19 protein-coding genes and 1 other RNA gene are annotated in these 22,733 nt (G+C 56.4%); 11 read left to right on the top strand and 9 right to left on the bottom strand.

Features of this window, described 5'->3' with window-relative positions; all coding sequences use genetic code 11:
* Nucleotides 1-88: 88 nt before the first annotated feature.
* Complete coding sequence (locus ETAA8_RS19480) at nt 89-2,230, bottom strand: terminase gpA endonuclease subunit (protein WP_145092068.1); 2,142 nt, start codon at nt 2,228-2,230, stop codon at nt 89-91.
* 181 nt (nt 2,231-2,411) lie between these two features.
* On the opposite strand from ETAA8_RS19480, the gene ETAA8_RS19475 reads away from it, so the two are divergent.
* The 3 genes from ETAA8_RS19475 (at nt 2,412) to ETAA8_RS19465 (ending at nt 3,221) form a co-directional block, all read left to right on the top strand.
* The gene (locus ETAA8_RS19475; RefSeq protein WP_145092065.1) at nt 2,412-2,654 is read left to right on the top strand and encodes a hypothetical protein; all 243 of its coding nucleotides are present in this window, start codon (nt 2,412-2,414) and stop codon (nt 2,652-2,654) included.
* Nucleotides 2,654-2,718, top strand: an RNA gene (locus ETAA8_RS19470) — hammerhead ribozyme type II. Before ETAA8_RS19475 ends, ETAA8_RS19470 begins: the two co-directional genes overlap by 1 nt.
* A gap of 23 nt (nt 2,719-2,741) precedes the next feature.
* A complete protein-coding gene (locus tag ETAA8_RS19465) occupies nt 2,742-3,221 on the top strand; it encodes a winged helix-turn-helix domain-containing protein (protein WP_202921101.1) in 480 nt (159 codons plus the stop codon).
* 1,363 nt (nt 3,222-4,584) lie between these two features.
* Here the strand turns inward: ETAA8_RS19465 and ETAA8_RS19460 are convergent.
* The 6 genes from ETAA8_RS19460 to lexA all read right to left on the bottom strand — a co-directional run bounded on the left by ETAA8_RS19460 (nt 4,585) and on the right by lexA (nt 10,180).
* On the bottom strand, nt 4,585-6,177 hold the full coding sequence (locus ETAA8_RS19460; protein ID WP_145092059.1) for an AAA family ATPase: 1,593 nt from the start codon (nt 6,175-6,177) through the stop codon (nt 4,585-4,587).
* 78 nt (nt 6,178-6,255) lie between these two features.
* On the bottom strand, nt 6,256-6,552 hold the full coding sequence (locus ETAA8_RS19455; protein ID WP_145092056.1) for a hypothetical protein: 297 nt from the start codon (nt 6,550-6,552) through the stop codon (nt 6,256-6,258).
* 76 nt (nt 6,553-6,628) lie between these two features.
* Nucleotides 6,629-7,228, bottom strand: coding sequence for a sigma-70 RNA polymerase sigma factor region 4 domain-containing protein (locus ETAA8_RS19450; protein WP_145092053.1), 600 nt, complete (start codon nt 7,226-7,228; stop codon nt 6,629-6,631).
* Between the two features lie 184 nt (nt 7,229-7,412).
* Nucleotides 7,413-8,366 (bottom strand): hypothetical protein, encoded by a 954-nt coding sequence (locus tag ETAA8_RS19445; RefSeq protein WP_145092050.1) that lies wholly within the window; start codon nt 8,364-8,366, stop codon nt 7,413-7,415.
* A complete protein-coding gene (locus ETAA8_RS19440) occupies nt 8,299-9,522 on the bottom strand; it encodes a hypothetical protein (RefSeq protein WP_145092048.1) in 1,224 nt (407 codons plus the stop codon). The genes ETAA8_RS19445 and ETAA8_RS19440 overlap by 68 nt, the downstream gene beginning before the upstream one ends.
* A 1-nt stretch (nt 9,523) precedes the next feature.
* A complete protein-coding gene (lexA, locus tag ETAA8_RS19435) occupies nt 9,524-10,180 on the bottom strand; it encodes a transcriptional repressor LexA (RefSeq protein ID WP_145092045.1) in 657 nt (218 codons plus the stop codon).
* 495 nt (nt 10,181-10,675) lie between these two features.
* On the opposite strand from lexA, the gene ETAA8_RS19430 reads away from it, so the two are divergent.
* The 3 genes from ETAA8_RS19430 to ETAA8_RS19420 are packed head-to-tail and all read left to right on the top strand — an operon-like array spanning nt 10,676 to nt 13,112.
* Nucleotides 10,676-11,170 carry a DUF2924 domain-containing protein gene (locus ETAA8_RS19430; RefSeq protein WP_145092042.1) on the top strand — a complete coding sequence of 165 codons (495 nt, stop codon included), beginning with the start codon at nt 10,676-10,678 and terminating at the stop codon, nt 11,168-11,170.
* Nucleotides 11,167-12,723 carry a recombinase family protein gene (locus ETAA8_RS19425; protein WP_145092039.1) on the top strand — a complete coding sequence of 519 codons (1,557 nt, stop codon included), beginning with the start codon at nt 11,167-11,169 and terminating at the stop codon, nt 12,721-12,723. Before ETAA8_RS19430 ends, ETAA8_RS19425 begins: the two co-directional genes overlap by 4 nt.
* Nucleotides 12,720-13,112: a hypothetical protein gene (locus ETAA8_RS19420; RefSeq protein WP_145092036.1), complete on the top strand. Its 393-nt coding sequence runs from the start codon at nt 12,720-12,722 to the stop codon at nt 13,110-13,112. The genes ETAA8_RS19425 and ETAA8_RS19420 overlap by 4 nt, the downstream gene beginning before the upstream one ends.
* An 86-nt stretch (nt 13,113-13,198) precedes the next feature.
* Here ETAA8_RS19420 and ETAA8_RS19415 read toward each other — a convergent pair whose 3' ends face one another.
* Together ETAA8_RS19415 and ETAA8_RS19410 are read right to left on the bottom strand one after the other, a co-directional pair.
* Nucleotides 13,199-13,609, bottom strand: coding sequence for a hypothetical protein (locus tag ETAA8_RS19415; RefSeq protein WP_145092033.1), 411 nt, complete (start codon nt 13,607-13,609; stop codon nt 13,199-13,201).
* Between the two features lie 49 nt (nt 13,610-13,658).
* On the bottom strand, nt 13,659-17,069 hold the full coding sequence (locus ETAA8_RS19410; RefSeq protein WP_145092030.1) for a DUF4132 domain-containing protein: 3,411 nt from the start codon (nt 17,067-17,069) through the stop codon (nt 13,659-13,661).
* Nucleotides 17,070-17,212: 143 nt separating this feature from the next.
* On the opposite strand from ETAA8_RS19410, the gene ETAA8_RS34760 reads away from it, so the two are divergent.
* From ETAA8_RS34760 to ETAA8_RS19390, 5 genes are all read left to right on the top strand, one after another.
* Nucleotides 17,213-17,389 (top strand): hypothetical protein, encoded by a 177-nt coding sequence (locus ETAA8_RS34760; protein WP_202921100.1) that lies wholly within the window; start codon nt 17,213-17,215, stop codon nt 17,387-17,389.
* A gap of 105 nt (nt 17,390-17,494) precedes the next feature.
* On the top strand, nt 17,495-17,725 hold the full coding sequence (locus ETAA8_RS19405) for a hypothetical protein (protein WP_145092028.1): 231 nt from the start codon (nt 17,495-17,497) through the stop codon (nt 17,723-17,725).
* A gap of 305 nt (nt 17,726-18,030) precedes the next feature.
* On the top strand, nt 18,031-19,596 hold the full coding sequence (locus ETAA8_RS19400) for a class I SAM-dependent DNA methyltransferase (protein WP_145092025.1): 1,566 nt from the start codon (nt 18,031-18,033) through the stop codon (nt 19,594-19,596).
* Nucleotides 19,597-19,639: 43 nt separating this feature from the next.
* Nucleotides 19,640-20,917, top strand: a complete 1,278-nt coding sequence (locus ETAA8_RS19395; protein ID WP_238397425.1) for a restriction endonuclease subunit S — start codon at nt 19,640-19,642, stop codon at nt 20,915-20,917.
* Between the two features lie 437 nt (nt 20,918-21,354).
* Nucleotides 21,355-22,707 (top strand): hypothetical protein, encoded by a 1,353-nt coding sequence (locus ETAA8_RS19390; RefSeq protein ID WP_145092019.1) that lies wholly within the window; start codon nt 21,355-21,357, stop codon nt 22,705-22,707.
* Nucleotides 22,708-22,733: the final 26 nt, after the last annotated feature.

The following is a 22,733-nucleotide window of genomic DNA, read 5'->3' as shown; positions in this document are numbered from 1 at the left end:
CCTCCGCAATCCAAATACAAATGTCGATCCAATTACCGGCTATAAACTGCTTCGGCCCGACACGTCGAAGTTGCATACGCGCCCACATTTACCAGCGATTCCGTCGATCATCGGTCGAATCGTAGTGAGTCACAGGAAGGTATGGTTCGACCGGCATCGTTGGAGGCGCGGCAGGAGCGAGAACAGAAATCCGCCGCATTGATCGAGCACAGATGGCTTGATACGTCGCGTCGAAGTAGTGATTCGGCTTGGGTGACTTCCACCAACCCGTCCGAGCTCCGCCAAAGCCAGGCTTGTGTCGCGTCTCCCAGGTTTCGGACAATAGATGCTTCGAATAGTTCAAATGGCCGGTGTGGTTGCGACGGCCCTCGATCCGCGGCGGATTAAACAAGGTTAGCGCACCGGGTTGCCCCGCATCCAACAGCAAACCTTCATGCACCTTCAGCTTCCAGTGATCGGCATTCGTCATCACGAGTGGGAGACCGCCACGAAATACGATGTGCCAGTTGTCACCGATCAGTATGTGCTGTGAATCGAGCGGCCGCCGGTAGTTCGGCTCACCCTTGGAAGGGATGAACGATTGGAACCCAACTTGGGCACAGAAATGCTGCACCGGCTGAATGTTCCATGATTCTTCCTTCCAGCCCTGATCGATCAACGTGAGGTCAGCGATCAGCTTCTCGCCAGCGGGAGTACTGTAGGGAATCTCTTCCTGCGCTGAATACCAGGCGAACAGACCTTCCAGAATCAGCAGTTCACAGTCTGCCGCTTTTCGGCCTTCGGTGAGGAACGGGAAAAAGTCGTAATCGATGATCGATCCAGCGCCCTGTTCATTCCAGGCGATCGCGACCCAGTGCAGACCCAGCTTTTGAACGTCACCACCGACGGTAATGCATACCGTCTCTTCGGGAGCCTCGCGTTTCTCGAGGCCGCTCAGACAGTTGTTTTGGATGTGGTAAGCGGTGAGGACGATCTGTTGCTTCGATTCATCGACCGGCGGGTCGTTGTCGTACTCAGTGGCCACCGCTTCCGGACCCAACCGCGCGACTTCCGAATAGTAGAACTCGAGCGCTGAAGCTTCCGCGGGTGTGTGCCGGTTGGGATTCGCCACAATGGCGCCGGCATCCATCACTTCACGGTTAGCCAGATAAAGTTCATGGGCCTTGTCGGTGCCGTTCACCCAGTCGGCCTGCTTGAGCGCGACGAACTCTTGCCACAGATCGGCGCGGTCAGGCCGTTTCACGAGGAAGCGAAACCGTTTTGGCTTCCAGCTGGGCTTTTGATCGGGATCCGTATATTTAAATGAGACGCAAGCCCGGTTCTGAATGGTGGTCAGCATGACCCGCGCGAGTCGCCGCTGCTGCGAACCAAGCCCGGCGATCGCTCGATCGATGCGGTCTTCGAGCTTGGCCGCCTGCTCTGGGCTACGAGCTGTTTCTTCGGTGTCCGGATCGTCGATACAGGCGACGTCGACGCGGCGGCCTTTTTTCTTCACACCGCGGATGGCGGCATCGAGACCCCGCGTGGCAATGATTGCCCCGGCCGAGGGTGAACCGGGTACCTTCGGTAGGTAGATTTCCTGGCCACACCAGGAGAAGCGACTGGAAGTGGGTAAGTACTGCTCGCCGTTGGCCCGGCGGTTGCCGGTCACCAGCTGGAAGTGCGCGCGTTGAGGTGTGTTTTCCAGGGCGCGAACGGGAACACAGACTTCCGGATAATCGGCACACAGTCGATCGTTGTTCTCGATCTCCAGCTTGATCGATTCCAGCGAATCCTGGGCGGCGCTACCGGTGGCCGCAAAGAGCACGGCGAAGCGAATGAGTCCCTGCAGCGTGTACTTGAGCAGCATCCGTTCGAAGTACGTGGTCTTTCCTTCGCCACGACTGGCAGCGATCGACTGATCGCCACCGTGCAGAATGGCGTTCCGAATCGCCGCGATCATTTCTTTCTGCTGATCTGTGAAGTCATACCAGAAGGGATTCTCCGAGCCGCTCTCGATTGCAAAGTACCAGCGCAACCAGGCTTCATCGTCGGCCTCCAGACGCTCGCGTCGCTCCGGATCGCCGCAGGCGGGAACGACAACGGTTTTGCTAGAAGCGCTCCGCTCGCGTTTACGGCGAATATCACGATCCCGTTCCGCGACGTTGCCGACGCCCGGGACCGATTCCACCTGCTGCAGCAGTTGCCGCAGCTTCTTGGCCTTGCTGCGTAGTTCGGGAATCTTCTCCACAGCTGGTTTATCCGTTGTTGGTGCCTGCGATCAGAACGATTTCGGTCGACCTAAACCTCGGAGCGAGAAAACCTGCTGAATTCCGGCTGAAATTCGGCCTGAATAGCTTGAGCTGTTTGCCGACGCATGGCTGATGTGTGTCTGTCGGCAGATGGATTACCCACGACCCGGAGAACGAACGATGAGCGGCGAACGAACGAGCGGCGCGGTGGACCAAGAGGCCTTCGAGAAGGTAATTCGCGACAACCTTTCGCCGGAGGGAGTGGCGGCGCTGGTGATGGCGTTGCAGCCCGCGGGATCGATCCGGGCTACTACGCCGGAAGGCGAACAAGCGGTGCAGCAGGTGCTTTGGTTTCGCAGCACGCTGCTCGACATGATCGGAGTGAAGACCTTTAACCAGCAGATGGATGAGCTGGGGTTCTAAGCCGAAACGCCTTTGCGGGCGTCGCTCGGCGGTGGTTCGCCGGGCCTGAGGATGGCAGCCAACCCATTGCGAACCAGGAGAGTGACCATGTCCAAGAAGACCAGCACGAAAAAACCTACCTCGAAGCCAGCCAAGGCTAAAGCCGCCAAGAAGGCGAAGGCCACCACGGCCAAGCCCGCAGCACCCGAAACGAAGCCCACCGGTACCTGCCCGAAGGGTGGCGATCACGAATGGACCGAAGAAGGTGCCGAACGGTTCTGTGCGAAGTGCAAAGAACCAGAGGTGACGAAGAGCAAACGGGCGAAGAAGGCCAAGGCCACCAAGGCAACAACCGACAAGAAAATGTCGGCCCTCGATGCCGCCGCCAAGCTGCTCGGCGAGACCAAGGAGCCGATGAACACCAAGACGATGATCGAGACCATCGCAGCGAAGGGCTACTGGACGAGCCCCGGTGGTAAGACACCACACGCCACGCTTTACAGCGCCATCCTGCGAGAGATCAACACGAAGGGGCAGGAAGCCCGGTTCAAGAAGACCGACCGGGGGAACTTCGCGTTCAACGGGTAGCGCACCCCGGCGGATTCGGCTCCACGACGCCCCACGTTTCGCACGTTGGGGCGTTTTCTCGTTGATGCCAATCGCATTGTGGATGTTCATTTAGAGACGCTTGCGGTAAAAGCCGCAGCGTGGCCGGTTTCAGAGAGAGAACGCGCACGCGCAGCTGTGGCTGTTGACGTGCGCCAGAAAACCCGGCGCTATAGAAACGGAGAGTGCTCCCCGTGTGTGATGAATCCTAGGCGAAGGGCATCAAAAATGTCAAGCGAGTGGATGAGCCGGCGCAACGCTTTGAAGCGGACTATTAGCGGCCGTAGGTCGCCACGAGTTTTCGGCTGAGGAACGAGCAGCACCGACTCGTACTTCGGCCACGGGCTCTCGAACAACCAGCCGTCACCGGTACGAACGAGAACTGCTCCATTCTGCGGATCCTCATTGTCTAACGAGACAATGACACCATTGGTGATGTGGACCAAATGCCCCTCCGACCGTAGCCACGAGTCGTCAAGCAGCACATCGTCGTCAGGCCGTTGGATTCTCAACGGGACATGGAGTCGCGCTAGGAATCCAGCCTGGTCCGGCCCGTGAGCGACTTGATCATTCGGACGCATCACTCTTGCCCTTGCTCGAACTACCTGAATTGGGAGGGCAGGGAAATGTTACTTGCCCATCGACGACGCGCCAGTTCCAACGGCGTTTCTTCCGATCCCGAAAGAAAACAATCAACGCACCGTTAACGAGGACAGTCTCCTCTCGGACGTGGCGGCTGTAGGAAGTGGGCATCGGTTTAGGGGGCTCTTCAGCCATGGCGTGCTTTCTTCGGTTTGAGACGCGAATGTCCGCGCAATCAACTTTGGGTTAACAACCGGAATGACATAAACTGCTGATGTCCTTGGCTTTAATCGGATCGCACGTTCAATCAGAGGGAGTTTGTGTGTGACGGCCGAGGTGGGGGTGGGAAACAGCGATGAGAAACTCGCGAAAAAGGAACCAATACCCCCGGGGTAGCCTGCCCCCGGTCGGCGCGTGCCACTTTGGCAGACGCACCGTGTGGCCCACGTTCGGGGCCAGGAGACGGGTGCGTGGTGGGTTCCAACCGCCGGTGCAACGCCCGTATCGCAACCGTGTCCGGCGTGTTGGCAAACCGTTCCGCAAGTTGCAAACGTCACATTGCTCGGATTTGGTTTGATGAACTTCTGCCGACCAAGCCAACTGGCGTTCACAACGGGACCTTCTTGCGTCGTGAACTTGCAGTTCACCTGCTTGAAACTTGCTCGGATATAAATCACGCACACACCCCCAGCCCAATACTGCGAGATACCTCTCGCTTTGTATTGGGGGGTGTGGGGGGTGCGCGCGTTATATATATCTCCCCTCATTCAGCGGACTCCGAAACGATTCCCAATGTTGTCTGCGGACGATTAGCAAACGCCTTCTGCCTGCGATCACCACCCTGCCAAAGGAAGGCCAGACCAGCTGACTCAGCAGCACTCAAAAGGGCGGAGGACCGGCGTTCCGAAATCCCTTTTTCCAACGCTGCAGCAATGATGCTGACTCGAGGCTGCGGATCCATTTTCAGGAATGCAGCGACAAAGCTCTGGGCGGTCCAGCCAGGCTCCAGGGGACTGCCGACCTCAGCCTTTGACTTGGGCAGCTTCCGTGGTCGGTCCGGCCGAAGTGCGAGGGGATCGAGGTCCGTCGCGGGAACGAAGATGGGAAACGTCCAACGAAGAGTCATCGGTTCCAACGGTGCCCAGCTGCGGAGCGCCGCTGCGAGGACAACGGCGCCTTCTTCTTCGTGGTGCCGCAATACTAAGTGAGCATCAACGGTCCGTGATTGAGCTCCAGCACCAGCCCCGACGTCGACTACGTCCTTGGCGGTTTGGCTACCTTTACTCGTATGCCGAACGCAAATCGCCAGACAGCCCATTCGCGCGGCGAGCGCGTCGATGACGTTGTAGATCTCAGTCGTGTCGGAGTTGCTGTTCTCATCACAGCCCTTGGGCGAGAAACGATAGAGGCTGTCAAACACGATCGCTTTGTACGTGTTGGGGGGAATACGATTGATTCGTTCCGCGATTTTGTGGATGTCGACCAGCCGCCCACGGTACGCTTCAACGTCGATCTGGTTGATATATTCCGCTTCTCGAATCTCGAGTGCATCAGCAACTTGAGAGATGCGATGCACGAGCGTTGTTTCATGCAGCTCGTTATCGAGAATCAGCACACGACCTTTGTGCGTGGGAAAACCAAGCCATTCACGTCCCACCGCAATGCACAGAGCAAGCATGTGAGTGAACCACGTTTTGCCGATCTTCGTAGCACTAACGATATTCATCGTCTCGCCTTGGCGACCAATTTGATCGATCACGGACGGCATCAGCGTTTGATTACCCTTCTTACGTTTCATATCAGCGAAGCTCCGAATCGATCCCACTCCGAATCCACCTGTCCTCTCGCGTTCCAGTTGCTGCTCAATCTTGCCCCAGACGTCGGTCGAAGACTGGCCCGCGGTAATACAGTCGCGTACTTGCTCGGTAAGCTGCCAAGCTTCACGCAAGTCGTGGTATTCCTCCAGGATGTCGACGTAGTGATCGGCATGAGCAACATTGGGGACAGCATTGGAGATCTTGCTGAGGAACGCACTTCCACCCACCTCGCCGTAATCCCCAGCAGTTTTCAGACTGGCGACCAGCAAAGTCGGATCGATCTTGCTGTTCTTGTGCAACTCGCTGAGGTGACAGAACAACTTCCGATTCGCTAAGTCGAAAAAGAGTGATGGCCGCAGTCTGGCCATCATTCGATCGACGATCCATTGCCACTGAGCAGGGTTACTGGAAGCGAGCACCAAGGTTCCTAGCGCGCAGTTTTCGACAGCCTGCTCGTAAAGCACAGGCGCTTCTTTCGCGTGGCCATTCGTCGGCGGCGTTGTTGCCTGACGTCGAGCGTTCGCGGTGGGAGACTTCACAGTGGCACCAGAGACTTGTTGGATGGTTTCCGCAATTCATTCCGTCTGGGGAAAGAATCGGTATTTAGCTCGACAACATCACGAAGGTTTTGAAGGTGCTAATGCGTCAGCGGTTGTCGCCCGCTCTACTTCGAACGAGTCATCTCCGCATTCACGACGAACGAAATTCACGAACAACCGGCAGAAGTCCCGGCCGACGTCGGTGCCCGCATCAATGATGCAAGTCTTTGATTCCAGATCGAAGAAATGTGCTGCATCGAGACGCGTCTGGGATTCGCCATGTAGCGCTTCGCAGCCCCAAATCGCCAGCAAGATAGCCGCTTCGATCTCCTCGGCGGGAACCGACTCGTTGAACCGATACCGATAAATATTCATGACCACAGTGAACTCCTTGAGACGAGCAGTAGATACCTATTAAAAACCCGGTTCGGGAACGAACTGACGAAACCAATTACAAATATTCCTTGAGACTGCGTTTTTCGAAGTGCTCCCGAAGTCTCGGTAACCACGAGTTGAGTGTGGTGCGCGGGACACCCATTTCCCGGGCTATCTGCGCGATCGAGGTGCTCTCTAACCGCTCCAACAGCTCGCGCTGCTTGTCGTCCGCGACAGCGGAGATACTGTCTGCTACGTCGATCAGCAGTTCCAAGAGTTCCTGCTCCGTGCGATTGCTCCGACCGCGACGGGATGGAATCTCTCGGTGGATCAGCGTCGCCGATAGTTCGACGGCATCGTTGGGCGCTCCGATTCGCACGTAAATGGAACAGGTTCCTCGATCATCGCGCTTTGCCGCCTCACGGTCCCGGACCATATTGACGATGTGCCGTTTGACCGTGAGGGATACGAATGCCTTCCACTTCGGATCATCGGGTTGAGCAGCAGGTAAGTGCTTGGCCAGCTTCAGATAGAGCCGCTGCTCGATGTCATCCCGGTCTTGGTGTCGAAATCCGAATTTGCCGATGAGATTGCGCGCACACTTGCGAACGAATCCCTGAGTGAATGAATCCAGCTGATCTGCTGAGGTGCCGTGTGACTGCTTCGAACGATCCATGTGCGCGACTCCGACGGGTGTTGAACCCGCTGTGCACTACTAGGCACAGCAACACCCGCCGGCCGAATTGCAGCACGGCGCACGAAAAAACCTGTGGCTCAACGCAAGTCGTTGGGCCACAGGCTGTTGGCAGCATTAAATTGCAGATCGTCCGTTGCAGCAAATCAGGGCAACTGCAAAAACGCTAGGTCCTCACTTTCGAAATCGAGCCGGTCCACTTGATGAGGCGAGGAAGATCGACGGCCAATTTCCAGAGGAGGCCGAGTTCCTTGGCAGAGCGATCTTGAAAGCAGCGAGTCACTGTGTCACTTCGTAAGCCAACCAACTCGCCGAGCTTCTTTTTGGACGGTCGCTTGAGCAGCTTCGACTTGCCCGTTAACTCCTTTTGGGCATACGCGTGATCGCGGGCAGAGCGCAGATGCTTGATCAGTTCGTTGCGAAGTAACTCGATATGCGAGAGTCGCAGCGCTCGCCTGGCGGAGACCTTGTCTGTCGTTTTGCTCACCTTAGCCTTCGGCTCAAGCTCGGCAATTCGCGATTCGATAGCTTCGATATCGAGACTGATTCCGTCGCTGCCAAGTGTTGATTCCAGTGCGAAGACCAGATTGGGCAGCTTCGCCTGCCAACGCAAGACGCTCGATTCGAGCGGAGCAAACACAATCGACTTCGGGCGCGTTTTCAGCGCGGTAACGACTGGATCAACCTGTGAGGGCTGATAGTTCCGGACGAACCAGACGTCGCGGCTGCGGCCCGCCAGGTTGGCCCGGCCCAGATGCCACAGTTGCCGCGGAAGGTGCTCGCGAACCGACAGGTCGAACGATTGGAAGATCGCGCCAATGAACTTGCGAGAGTCGATTTGCCAGCGTAAGAGGAGCGAATCTTCGACTCTCGACGGCCCGCAGTCACGGCAGTTGATGTAAGCGTGCGTCGTATCTTTCTGACCGGTGATGTAGATCAACCGCTGGCGTTCACCGCATTCCGTGCAAGTGAACGCTGCCGCGGGCGTCGTGGGAAGCAAGATCCCTTGCTTCTGCAGCGTAGTAACGAGCGCTGCGAGATCGCCGACGACCTCATGCGCATTTAGAACTGGGTGATTGATCTCCCAGGTCATCATCATCCTCGTCAGCGTCTGCGACACGTTCGATTCCCCAGCGCTTCAGATACTTTTGGATGAGTTCGAGACGTTCGGGCCGAATGCCTCGTAGGCCAGCCGAGTGCGGATAGCTGATGTCAACGCTCACCTGACCCGGCTTACGGCCATCCTTGAATCGAAATTCAAAGCAAATGGTGACCATCGAAACGGCCCACCGCTCGAGCGGAATGTATTCCAGATTCAAGCAGTCATGGATGGCGCAGTGGATGCTGTCCTCGGAGTCCTGGTCGTTGATTTCGATCAAAGTCCGACGGCCATTCGGCGGTTCGAGTCGCATCTTGCGAATGTGGACACTCAGTAAGTCCGCCGCGTCCGTTTCGAGCAGGAACATCGGATCTTTGAGGTGGTCCAGTTCATAGGCCGGCTCGGGCTCATGCGGCGGGAGATTTACACCCAGAATGTTACTGGCAAAGATCCATTCGAGCCGTTCTTTCTCTTTTTTCGGCAGTCTGGCAAACGTCTCGAGGGTGCCTTGCGAACGATTGTAGGCAAACACGACCAGGAACGTCTGACGAATGGGTTCGTCGGTGAGCTTGCCGTGTTGATCGTGAACGGTCACGTTCTTCACGAAATCGTCGGGATGCACGAAGAAGTAATCGATGCAGTCGCGCGACATGACTTCGACGCTACAGTCTTTCCCCCGTCCCTGATCTTTGAACAGATGCGAGATGTCGTTGGCCAGGGCACGTTTCGCGCTGGGACTGGTATCCGGCTCCTCCTTGGGAAGATCATTTCGCTTACGCCACCAGGACAACTGTTCGACCTGGTTAATGATGAGCGCTTTCTCGAAGGTCGGCCGCTGGTGCAGCCAAACCCACATCACTCGGCCGGAGATGCTCAAGTCTTCCGGCACCAGGGCCGGCAAGTTGTACACGGCGCAATGCGGAGCCGCTTCCAAGATGGCACGGTAACCAGGCTCGTTGGCGAGCTCGAAGACATTGCGGAGCACACCCTCGATCGCGTTCCGCTCCTCGAGGGGCAAGCTGTCGAGATAGTTTTGAATGGGGTCGATTTCCTTATGCTTCAGCCACAACCAGGGAATCCTGCTGTCGCCGTGTCCCAATTCCTGGAAGCACTGTTGGAGCAATTCATTGGGTGTCGAGCGAAGTACGGTCGGAACTGAAAACGGTCGCACAGTCATGTCATCCTTCCTTTACTGCAGAGTGTCTGATACCAATCACCTTTCCTAGAATTCTGAGATCCGATTCTTCGGATACGAGAATCGGCTTGAACAGCTTGTTTTCGGGGCGCAGCTCAATCTGGTCCCCTTGCATGAACAGCCGCTTCACCGTGGTCCCCTTACTGGTCGACGCTACGACGATTTCGCCGCTTTCGGCTACCGGCTGCTGCCTGACGATCACGATGTCGCCTTCCCGGATGCCAGCGTTGATCATGCTCTGGCCCTTCACCCGCAAGGCGTAGTGCTTGCCACGACCAATAAGGCTGCTTTCCACCATGACCTCGCCGAGCCTGTTTTCGTCGGCCCACAATTCTTGGCCCGCCGCCACCATCCCGAGCAGTTCGACCGAGACGAGCGAAGCGGGCTGCTGTTCGATTTCCCGCAGGACTTTGAGGCTGCGAGCTTGCTTCGGGATACGACTGACGTATCCCTTACGCTCGAGCTGCCGCACCAGCTGATGAGCGCTGGCGCCGCTGATCTTCAGCTTCTGACCGAGCTCCTGCATCGTCGGCGGAAACTCGTGCTGCGTGATGAAATCGCGGATCGCCTGCAGCGTTGTTCGCTGGGCATCCGTGATCTTCTCCACGAAGGGCCGACCAGGTCGCTTACGTTTGGCCATGAGCAATTCCAATTAGCGCTAACAGACTAAGAATACCACTGACGGGATTTATATCGAGACTGACGGGCTAACGCAAGCAGATTTTTGCTAGCATTTTTAAGTGCCTTGCTGGCCTAGAGATACGTCCTTTAGCCGCAGGATTCTCTCTGGACAAATTCGTCAGTTCCGCCGTCGACCGGGTTGTTAACAAGCATTCGAACGTCCGTGGAATCGCTTCGCGGGATCCAAAGAACTGCTTGTGAGAAAGCCCATGCGTAACGCCACCAACTCCGACGATCTATCACCCGAAGAACGCCGGCACGAACTCGCTAACATCCTGGCGCGGGGCTTGTTACGGCTGGTTGATCGCCAGCGTGCGGCAGGCAATGCCAGGCCACCGGCATCGACGAAAACTCTCCTCGATTCTCAGCCGGAGGCCTTGAGCTTCGGAAAGAAACCGTGCTCAGTGTCCACACGGGTTAACGGTCCCGAGAGTTTCTAAACCTAGGAGCAGACATGCTGAACATTGACAAAGAGGTCACCGCGATGCAGCGGATGACTGTTGACGAACTGCGGGGGAAGTTCGCCGAGGTTTTTGGCGAAGCGACCACCGGCCGCAACAAAGATTGGCTGATCAAGCGGATTGCCTGGCGAATGCAGGCGAACGCGGAAGGCGGATTGTCGGAGCGAGCTCGCCGGCGGGCGATGGAGCTGGCCAACGATGCCGACCTCCGCGTCACCGCACCGCGTCCACGGCGATCAACCGACGGTGTCGACGAACGCACGAAGACGGTGCCAGCAAAGATCACCGCAGCCACGCACTTGCTGCCGGGCACGAGGCTTAAGCGCGAGTACAAGGGGCGGACCATCCGCGTGATAGCGCTCGACGAGGGGTTCGAATGCGAAGGTGAGCGCTACAAGTCACTGACCGCGGTGGCAAAAGCGATCACCGGCAAACACTGGAACGGATTTCACTTCTTCGGCCTGCGCGAGAAAGCGGGTGCGAAATGAGACGCCAACAAATCAAATCGCCAGCGCCGAAGAACATTCGCTGCGCGATCTACACACGCAAGTCGACCGAGGAAGGATTGCAGCAGGAATTCAATTCGCTCGACGCGCAGCGCGAGGCGGGCGAGGCGTACATCAAGAGCCAGCTGCATGAAGGCTGGGTTTGTTCACCGACGCAGTACGATGATGGCGGCTTCACCGGCGCCAACATGGATCGCCCCGGCCTGCGTCAACTGATTGCCGACATCGAGGCCGGCAAGATTGACTGCGTGGTCGTTTACAAAGTCGACCGCTTGAGCCGGAGCCTGCTCGACTTCGGCAAGATCATCGAAGTGTTTGAACGGCACAAGGTTTCGTTCGTCAGCGTGACGCAGGCATTCAACACGGCGACGTCGATGGGTCGGCTCATTCTGAATGTGCTGCTCTCGTTCGCTCAGTTCGAACGGGAAATGATCAGCGAGCGAACTCGCGACAAAATCGCCGCGGCTCGGCGTAAAGGAAAATGGTCAGGCGGCATGCCAGTTCTCGGCTACAACGTGGTCGACACGAAACTTGTGGTGGATCCCGGTGAAGCCGAGATAGTTCGGCAGATTTTCGAAATGTACCTGGAACGCCAGTCCCTGCTCGCGGTTAGCGACGAATTGAACTTGCGAGGCTGGCGAACTAAGCGGTGGAATACGCGCAAGGGATCGGTACGGGGCGGTCGACTGGTCGACAAGAACTCACTGCATCAGCTGCTGACGAATCCAACCTATATCGGCAAGGTCCGGTACAAGGAGGAAGTCCACGCGGGCGAACACCAGGCGATCGTGCCGGAGGACGTCTTTAACCGCGTCCAATCGCTGCTCGAGCGAAATGGCCGCAGCGGTGGACGCGGTGTTCGGAACAAGCATGGTGCGCTGCTACGCGGACTGCTCCAGTGCAAGCCTTGCAAGTGCGGCATGAGCCACTCCTACACGACACGTGGCAAGCGCGAATATCGCTACTATGTTTGCAATCGTGCCCAGAAACGCGGCTGGCAAACGTGTCCCGCACCATCCATCCCTGCGGCCGAGATCGAGAGGTTCGTGGTTGGCGAGATCAAGGCAATCGGCCGCGACCCGGAACTAATTCGAGAGACCTTGGCTCAGGCCCGCGAGCAGATTGAAAGCCAGGTGCGCAAGCTACAGGCAGAACGCGCGCGGTTAGTAGGCCAACTCCGCAGCGATCATGCCGAACTTGTTCAACTCGCTTCGCAACCTCGTCCCAGCGATTCGCAACTCGCTACGCTCCACGAGCGCATTCATTGCGCTGAACAGCAAATCTCGGCCATCGACGCTGAACTCTCAATGCTCGAGCAGATGACTGTCCGTGACGCCGAAATAGCTCAAGCCCTTCTTCGGTTCGACGAGGTGTGGGATGGATTGACGCCGCGCGAACAGGCTCGCATCTTCGAGTTGTTGATTGAATGCGTTCTCTACGACGGAGATGCCGGCAGTATCTCGATTACCTTTAGACCGAGTGGCATTGAGGCGCTGGACCGCGAGTTTACGGAACGGAAGGATGATGCAGCATGATGACGATTGAACGGAAGGTTGTGTTCCAAACCAGCCATCGAGATCGAAACAGGGGCACTGATGCACGGAGGACAACAGGGCTGCAAGCTCGCGTGCCTCGCGTGGCGAAGCTGATGGCCTTGGCCATTCGTCTCGACCAATTGATCCGAGACGGCCAGGTAGCCGACCGTGCCGAGGCAGCCCGTCTGGGGCATGTGACAAGAGCACGATTAACGCAGATCATGAATCTGCTTCACCTTGCACCTGATCTGCAGGAGCAGATCTTGCTGCTTCCATCGATTGAGAGAGGTCGTGCCCAGTTCACAGAAAAACAACTTCGCCCGATTGCTGCCACGCCGTGCTGGAAACAACAGAGGCGAATGTGGCTAAACGGGTTCAAAGTGAGCTAAACTGGCTCGCCCCGCATATGACCGAAGCAGATTTGTCCGAAGTCACAGGTTAACAGTCGGCACCTCACGGCATACGCCAACGCGAATTAACCCCCAACAAGTGGCGTCAGCTTAACGAAGCTGATCCTGGCTTGATGATGGAGCACGAACTCTTGGTCGAGGCTTTCAGCTTGCTGATCGTCCATCAGGATGAAAAAGCCATTCCGATCAAACGCCTCAAGCGCCTTTTCAAACTGCGGTTTCCATTCGAGTTGGCGATGCTGTTTGAGGCGATATTCGCTGCGGGAGCCGTTTAACACTCGCTCTGCGTCAGACGGTTGAACCAAACCGCAGAAGACCAGTTCCCCCTGTTTGAGGTTGAAGTCTTGAACTTCCTGGTAAACGCGCGCACGAATTAGTTCGCGTACCGTAATCCGCTCGGTTGGAAATTCGAGGGGCAACTCGTGGTATGCGGCACCAGACATGGCTTCGTCTCTGACCGTAACAACAACTGACATGAATTCAGTCCTTTGAGGATGTTTCTGGTTGACTGCCAGCTGGCGAAGATCATTTGATCTTGATTTGTTGCACGATCGTTTGATCCTTGATCTTCGAATCCGCGGCGAGCAGCAAGGCCTTGCTAATGATAATGGATAACGTGGCATCTCCTTCAAACGGCAGATAAAGAGCGTCTTCAGATGACCGACTTTTAGCATCGGGAACGATGCACAGGTATTGATCATTTGGCTCCATGAGAATGTTTCCGGATCCCAGGTGAATCTTGTACGTTCTCAGGTCACCGCGGACGACGAGAAAGCGATCATTGAACGAGCAGCGAGCAGCAATCTTGAGCCGAGGAATCAGGCGTTCCAGAACCTGCTTGCGTGTCGACGCAGTTCCAGAAAGCTCACCGAATGCATAACTTTGCCAGTACTCTCGATACCGGCCTTCCGGCCCGCCGTCCTGCCAATTTGGGTCGTTCCCCACAGAGGATACGCCGACAAACAGATCGACATCGCGCATGATCTCGGAAAACACCAACGCGGGAACTTGCTCCAGCGGCACAGGCTCGTTGATATTCTCGGCTCCTGGCCCCTGCGCGTGGCTCTGGTATTGCCCACCGCTCGCGTGAACGTAATTGTCTGCAGCCCCCACACGATAGAACCTGACCTGATCAGTTGCTAATCGAAGATAAACCCCCGAATCATTCGTATCCGTACCGTGTCCCTCGCCGATGCCTTCAACCCAGTATTCTGCCCGTAATCCCCATTGGGGTAGCTCCTTTGTCGGGGGCAAGTAAGAGTCATCGACCATCAGCCGCAGCCGGTTCTTCCAGCCCCGGGCAGCGCAGAGTGCGTTGAATTGGTGTTGTCGAATGACGTGTGCGGCGTAACGGTTGGAATAGGTTCTTGTGTTACGTTCTGCGTCAGTCAGTAAATAGACTTCGCGGTGAGCCTGTTTAAACGGCTGGGTAATGGCGAGCGTCTCCAGCCTTTGTCGCCAAGAAATGACCTCCTCGACAGTTCTACCTACGGGATGCCAGAGCGTCACCTCTGCAGTTTTGCCGTGCTCGATGGTAACGCCGCGCTCATCGGTTGGCACCCCGCTCTGGAACAACGCAGGAGCACCGTCAACACACCAAAGCAACCTTTGGGTGATCGTGCCAACGAGTGGATGATTGTGGTAGCGTTCGAACCATTCCGTAAACAGCCAACTTTTTTGCGAAAGGAACAGACCGTCGATTCGATCGCGTTGGGCTGGCAGCATCCCCTGAATGTCCTTGAGAGATTGCTGCAACTCCTTCAGTTCATCCTTGCACTCGCTCTTCACCTTGGCAGGTACGGCTTTGAGTGCCTTTCCCGTAGCATCGAACCACGACAGTCGCGCGTCCGAGCCCGTTACTTGCAACTCTGCGCGGTAATTGCCAAGCGTTTCAGAAAGGTGGCCAACCTCCTCGAGACCATAAGATGGAACACCCAACTCTTCGATCTGGTCGCGTGGCAGCGACAGGGACGCGGCAGCTGCATCGAACGCCTTCTCAATCTCCTTTTGGGCTGTACCGAACTTCACTCTCACCTTCAGCATCGCCAATTGACCTACGGCGTCTTTGGATGCGAGCTCGGATAGGGCATAGACCGCGGCGTTACCAACTTTAACAGCTCGTGGGCCGACGCCAGGGACCTTTCTATAAGCCGAAAGTGCCACATTGGTCACAGTCCGAACCAATTCGTCACGCTGCGGCAAGAGCGGAATGCACCAAAGGAGACCGCGCAGGCAATTCGCATTCTCTACGTGCATCGTGTCGCTACCGCCACGAGTATCACCAGCATAGGATCCAATCTTGCGAATCGTTTGGCCGTTCGCTACGAGAGGAAGCCAAGCGGCAAAGGCTTCCCGAACCTCTTTGCCGCCAAGTGCTTGAATCAGTGCATCTGCTGACTTAATCCATTTCGCGGAGGGACGGGCTGCGGTGGCAGAAAGCGCGTGCCTGAGTAGCTCGATCCACCGCTTTTGGCGTTCAGCGGGTAGGTTCGAAATTTGCGAGTTGACGGCATCTGACCAAGCTTCTCCGGGCGTCAAAACAAACATTGCGCCGTCTTGAATTAAGCTCGTCAGCAATATCACCTCCTCCGAGGGCACACCCAAAGGGGGACCGGAGATCCGGGCAGCTCGATAAAGCGAGAGAACATATCGCTCACCTTCAGACAACGGTGACTTCGCCGCTTCGAGGCGAATCGTGCGCAATACGCTTGACCCCAACTTCACAATGACATCGCGCTGGTGCACGGGGATCGCAGATAAATACAGAAGTAAATCAAATGCGCCATCACGGTCGAACTCAAAGTTGCAATTGGCCAGTAGCGTGCATAGCGACGTAACCGTATAGCGCGATTGCCAGACCGCGTGTTGTGTGTAGTCAACCGAGGATGAAATGAGCGCGTTGACGTGCCGTTCCGCTGCAGCCAAGATGGCCCTTCCCATTTCCGCTGGCGGCAAAGTAAGCAGAAGTGGACCGCTTTTCAATTTTTCGAGCTCTGGTTGATGATAACCAGGTTTGCCAACGACCTCGCCAAGCACGGTACTCAGCAGGTCGTGCTCGATGAGTAGGGGTGATTGCGTTTGGATTGGAAAAATATCAGGTTCCAAGACAAACGTCTCCCGTTCATCCTTGCCCGTAATCATGTCAAAGTGATCTTTGAGCTGTATCATCACAAGCGACGCTCCTGCCGGAGCAGGCTGCGGTGACGCGAGGGCCGGTGAAGACGGTTCTGTTCCTACGCTTTGTGATGTGTTTGGGCACAGTTGCTCGATCGCGGTTCCTAATCGATTGGCATTCTTGTCGTGACTTGAGCGAAGAGCGATTCCAAATCGCGTTGCCGCTGCGTGGAGTTCTGGGTCGAGAGCGTTTGTTTCCGCAAATCGCTGCAACGCCTTCGTAATGGCACCTAATGGCCCAAAGTAGCTGGAAAGGTTCTGACCCGCACTGCACCAGTCCGTTATTGCAATTAAATCACCCGATGTAAGTGGAAGATTGCGTCGCATCAGCGCGCTGATCACCGCCTCTGCTTTCCTCCGCCGCCCCCAAACGTCACCCCAGCCTGGAAGCATATGGGCGTTGATGCGTTGCATCTCAGTCTCACCGCTGGCTCGCACCTCGGCAGCGAGGCGATCCCAATGAATCACCTGAGCTACCGCCGCCATCAAATAACGCCTCGATTGCTCCGGGTCGCCGGCGAGCAGCGCCGCACCGCTTGGCAGCTCCTTCAGATCGAGGTCTTTGTAATAGGAGTGTTCGCCTAGATGTTGCAGGGCATCATCAATCCAAGTCGAGATGGCACCATGTTCTGGGGCCAGCGGTTCTCCGGAATTAACAGGAAAGACCTTTGTGACTTTCGGCTCAACCACGATGATTTCCTGAGGTATAGCGCAAGTCCATTCTTTTTGATAAGACGCCCGGTAAGATTCTACTGCGGCCATTCAGCTTTGCCACTCTAAGAGTGGGAACGTGCGAATTTCATGCTCGTGGGGTCCAATCAAGTTGTGCGGTGGCTTTTAGTCGACTTAGGAAGTCGCGAAGCCGGCCCGACTTGGTCACGTCCAGAGCGAGGCTGGCTCAGATCATGAACTTTCTCTGCCTAGCGCCCGATCTGCAGGAGGAACTTCTGTTGCTGCCGACGGTCGAACGCGGTCGTGCGCCACTTACAGAGAAGTTATTGAGGCCAATCGCGGCCACGCCGTGCTGGAAGAAGCAACGGCGGATGTGGCAGCTGTTACTCGGTGCGTCTGGCGCATCGTAGTTCTCAGTAAGTTATTGGCAAGTTGAGATTAGAATGGAGAACAGTTCCAGGTGTGACGGTAAATCATTCCCGCCGCGGGAGCTGCTTTTTCCGAAGGGGTGTGCAATGACGCGTTCAATTAAAAAAGCCAAGCGGGTACGAATCCAAGGAACAGACACGCGACTAGAGATTCAGTATGTAATAGATTCGGCCGGGGTACGGCCAGACCATGATGGTCCCAACAATCTACCTGCCGCCAGGGGATGGGTTGATGCGGATGGGAGTACCGTCGAAGACCTGGGTAACGGCAAGTTCAAACGAACTTCAGATGGAACAGTCTTCATTGCCGAAGAGTGACTTGAGCACTCAGAAACTATGCCAGCTTTCGAAAGCGGTCGTGCTTCGGTCACGGAGAAGTTACTGAGGCCGATTGCCGCGACGCCGTGTTGGAAAAAACATCGCCAAATATGGAATGCGCGAAGCCTGGACTAGGAATGAGCGGCCCGGGAACTCAATGAAACAAATGCAGGCTGGTCGGGGATCACCGCAATTTGGTATGTTCACAGCGAGATGATAGAATCTCGACACTTTGGAAGTTGTCTGTCTCTCTTCCGATCCTCTCGTCCCTCCTGAGCCTGCGCGGTTAGAACCTGCCTCTCTAAATGGCCAAGAAAAAATCTGCCTCCTCCTCCAAAGACTCCTCGGCAAATCTCGGGTTCGAGGCCAAGCTCTGGCTCACTGCGGACAAGTTGCGCAACAACATGGATGCGGCGGAGTACAAGCACGTCGTGCTTGGGCTCATTTTCCTGAAGTACATCTCCGATTCGTTCGAGGAGATGCGGGCCCGGCTGGTCGAGGGCAAAGGGGACTACAAGGGCGCCAACCCCGAAGATGCCGACGAATACCGGGCTGATAATATATTCTGGGTGCCGAAGGAGGCTCGCTGGCCGCATCTGCAGAACAGTGCGAAGCAGCCGACGATCGGCAAGCTGGTGGACGACGCGATGGTCGCCATCGAGCGCGACAATCCGCGACTCAAGGGGGTGCTCCCGAAGGACTACGCCAGGCCGGCGCTCGATAAGCACCGGCTCGGCGAACTGATCGACCTGGTTGGCACGATCGGGCTCGGCGACAAAGAAAACCGGGCCAAGGACATCCTCGGCCGGGTCTATGAATACTTCCTGACGCAGTTCGCGTCGGCGGAAGGGAAGAACGGCGGGCAGTTTTACACGCCGTCGTGTGTGGTCCGCGTACTGGTCGAAATGCTCGCGCCGTACAAAGGACGGGTCTACGATCCCTGCTGCGGATCCGGCGGCATGTTCGTGCAGTCAGAAAAGTTTGTCGAGGTCCACGGCGGCAAGATCGGCGACATCGCCATCTACGGCCAGGAGAGCAACTCCACCACCCGCCGCCTGGCCGTGATGAACCTCGCCCTCCGCGGCATCGAGGCCGACTTCGGCCCCGAACATGCCGACACCTTCCGCCGCGATCTCCATCCCGACCTCCGCGCCGACTATGTCCTGGCCAATCCGCCGTTCAACGATTCCGACTGGTACCGCAAGGACGACGACGTCCGCTGGCAATACGGCGTCCCGCCCAAGGGAAACGCCAACTACGCCTGGGTGCAGCATTTCATCCATCATCTGGCGCCGAATGGCCTGGCCGGGTTCGTCCTGGCCAACGGCAGCATGTCATCGAATCAATCGGGCGAAGGGGAGATTCGCCGCGCGATCATTGACGCCGACCTGGTCGATTGCATGGTCGCCATGCCTGGTCAACTCTTCTACAGTACGCAGATTCCTGTCTGCCTCTGGTTCCTGGCGAAGAAGAAAAACGATGGCAAGCGTCGCGACCGACGCAAGCAAACCCTCTTCATCGACGCCCGCAAACTCGGCACGCTGATCGACCGCGTCCATCGGGAACTGACCGACACTGACATCCAGAAGATCGTCAGCACGTACCACGCCTGGCGTGGCGAAAAGAGTGCCGGCAAGTACGCGGACATCGCCGGGTTCTGCAAGTCCGCCACCACGGCCGAAATCGCCGCGCACGGCCACGTCCTCACGCCCGGCCGTTACGTCGGTGCCGAGGAAGTCGAAGACGACGGCGACCCCTTCGAGCAAAAGATGCCACGCCTCGTCGCCGAACTACACGCCCAGTTCTCCCAGTCCGCCAAGCTGGAACAGGCCATCAAAGCAAACCTGAGGAGGGTGGGGAATGGCGGTTAGAAGTTGGCAGCAAACCAAAGTGGATGAAATGATTCGTCGCGGCGTGCTCGCGGTGAACGATGGATACCGAGTTCGCAACGTCGAGCTTGGCCCGGTGGGAATACCGTTCGTTCGTGGTGGTGATATTAACGATGGCGGAATCAACACGGCAGTCGAAGACCATATTCGGCCTGAGTTCGCTGACCGCGTCCAGTCAAAACTAACGCGTCCTTATGACGTGGCATTTATCTCGAAGGGGACCGTTGGTCGCGTTGGACTGGTTCGCCCCGGTCAGCCTGCGTCAGTCTTTGCGCCACAGGTATGCTATTGGCGTTCGCTCGATCCCGACCATCTGGAGCCTCGCTTCCTCTTCTATCTTCTCACCTCAGCAGAGTTTCGGGCGAACCTTGATGCCGTCAAGACGCACGGCTCGATGGTAGCTGACTACGTAAGCATGACGGACCAGCGCGATTTCAGGCTAACTTTTCCTCCGATTCGAGAGCAAAATGCCATCGCGGCGGTGCTTGGAGCGCTGGACGACAAGATTGAGTTGAACCGGCGGATGAACTCGACGCTGGAGGCGATGGCGCGGGCGCTGTTCCAAAGCTGGTTCGTGGATTTCGACCCCGTTCGAGCCAAACTCGACGGCCGCCACCCCCCCAACCTCAACCCCGCCACAGCCGCCCTCTTCCCCGACTCCTTCCAAGACTCCGCCCTCGGCCACATACCGAAGGGATGGAGCGTGAAGCGGATTGGCGACTTGGTAGATGTAGTCAAAGGACGCTCATATCGGAGCGAGGAACTTGCAGATTCAAAGACCGCCCTCGTGACGCTGAAATCCTTCCTTCGAGGTGGGGGCTACCGTGCCGATGGATTAAAGCCATTCACAGGCGAATACAAACCCAACCAGAGAGTTGCCGCTGGGGACCTCGTGGTAGCTTTCACCGATGTGACTCAGGCCGCAGATGTAATCGGGAAACCAGCCCTCGTTCGCAGCGACGAAAGGTTCGAGACATTGGTAGCTTCGCTGGATGTTGGCATTGTCCGACCAAAGTCTGACTGCGTTTCAATCCTGTTCCTTTACTGCCTGTTTCTCACGGAGGCGTTTCAGTCACACACATACTCTCATGCGACCGGAACGACCGTTCTGCACCTAAGCCCAACTGCGATTCCCTCCTTTAAGTGCGTAATTCCGAACCAGGAACTCGCCGCCGTATTCGCACGGAATGCGGAGCCACTTTTCGAGCTTATCGACGAGAACGCCAAGCAGTCCCGCACCCTCGCCGCCTTACGCGACACGCTTCTACCGAAGCTGTTGTCCGGCGAAATATCTGTGAAGTGAATCCTCCAGTGGCAAAGAAAACTGCGCTCGAAAAATTCGCCACTCCGCCACAGCCGGCTCCGGTGGCATTGAAGTACCCTAAACCTCGGATACTCCTTGTAGACACTCCACCCGAGGCTGGCGACCAGCTCGCTAAGAGCGGATTCAATGTCACCTCTGGGACTTTTGGCCGGCCTTATCGAGTCCCCAAATCTGATAGCCTCCGACCAGTCATCGCGAGTGCAACTCTTCCAGATTACAAGGAACAAGAAGTTGTTGTAATTGATTTGTCAGTCGACGATGTCGCCGATGAACCTCAGGGTGAGAAACACGTACCGCCAGGCACTAAAGACCTTTGGTCTAGCTGCAAATCCGGTCAAATCGACCCGAGATGCCGCGTCGCTGCGGCACTTCGCAATGACTTTCACCGAATACTAAAGCACGGCGGAGCTTTCATCGTGTTCGCCGAAGATCCCCAGAAGCGGGAGATGTTCTGGGGACATGTGCCGTACTCAAATGAAGTGAAGATCGAAGAGAAAATCTCAGTCAGCAACTGGGCGTTTTTACCTGCTCTGGATGAGTTGGCGACGACATCCGACCATGGCCGAGAAATGGTGTGCGTTGGCGATTTCGGTGAGCTAACCAAGTTGCTTAACAAGCATATCCCCGAAGGAGGATTCAATTGCACACTATCTCCGTTTGATTTATACGACGAAGACTGGGAAGTTCTGGCCAAGAACAAATATGGCGTCGGGGTAGCCGCAATCCGGAAGGTCCGCGCGCCAGGATCGACTGAAGGCATCGTGGTGGTTGTGCCTCAGCTTACCGATAAGTCTACATTCATTGTTAAATTCGTGACGAGTATTCTGCCAGTCTTTTGTCCTGGCCTGTTTCCTCACATCGAGCAAGGTGCTTGGCTCAAGGGAGAGCTTTACGAGTTGCCGAGGGTGCTTGAGCTAAGAAATCGTCAGGTAGAGGTGATCCGACAAGCTGAGGCTGAGTCACATAGGCTTTCTGCTGAGATCGACTCGGAAATCCGTGAGAATGGCTGGATCAAAAATCTGCTCACAGGGACCGACGCCTCCCTTGTCGAGGCCGTTAAGAAAGGACTAGCAGCAGTTGGCTTCAACGAAGTTCGCGACGTCGACGAAGAGCGCGATAGCGTGGGGAAGGATCGACGGGAAGATCTCCAAATTCACGATTCTTCTCCGGTGTTGATCGTCGATGTCAAAGGTCTTTCCGGATTTCCGGCTGACAGCGACGCGTTTCAGTCGCAGAAGCACGCGACACTTCGAGTTCAAGAATGGAGGAAGTTTGAAGTGCAGGGCCTGACAATCATTAACCATCAGCGTCACCTGCCACCTCTTGAGCGCGACAACGTGATGCCATTCCGGCAGGAAATTCTTGACTATGCAAGTGAAATGAAGTTTGGGCTAGTCACCGGCTGGGATTTTTATCGGCTAGTGCGAAGCGCAATCAAACTGAACTGGCCGAAGGAAGCCACAAAAGCGGCGTTAGCGCGAATTGGACGGATCAATCCGATCCCTGACCACTACGAGCTTGTCGGGAAAGTGGCACATGTTTGGACGGGAGCAGTGAGTATCCAGCTTGATTCTGGCGACTTGCGAATCGGTGACCGGATTTCATTCGAGCTCGACGTCGAATTTGAAGAACAGGACATTACTTCTCTTCAGATCGATAAGAAGGAAATCGACCACGCCCCGCAAGGATCGCGGGTTGGAACAACAACCGCTCTGGGCCGCCCCATTCTGCGCGACGGCATTCCGATTTACCGCATCAAGCGGACCTGATCTGAGTCATCAGGAGCAAGACAGTG

Origin of the sequence: Anatilimnocola aggregata, from assembly GCF_007747655.1 — a bacterium.
GTDB lineage: Bacteria > Planctomycetota > Planctomycetia > Pirellulales > Pirellulaceae > Anatilimnocola > Anatilimnocola aggregata.
Note: the sequence above shows the minus strand (reverse complement) of the source record. Positions and strands in the feature narration are given on the sequence as shown.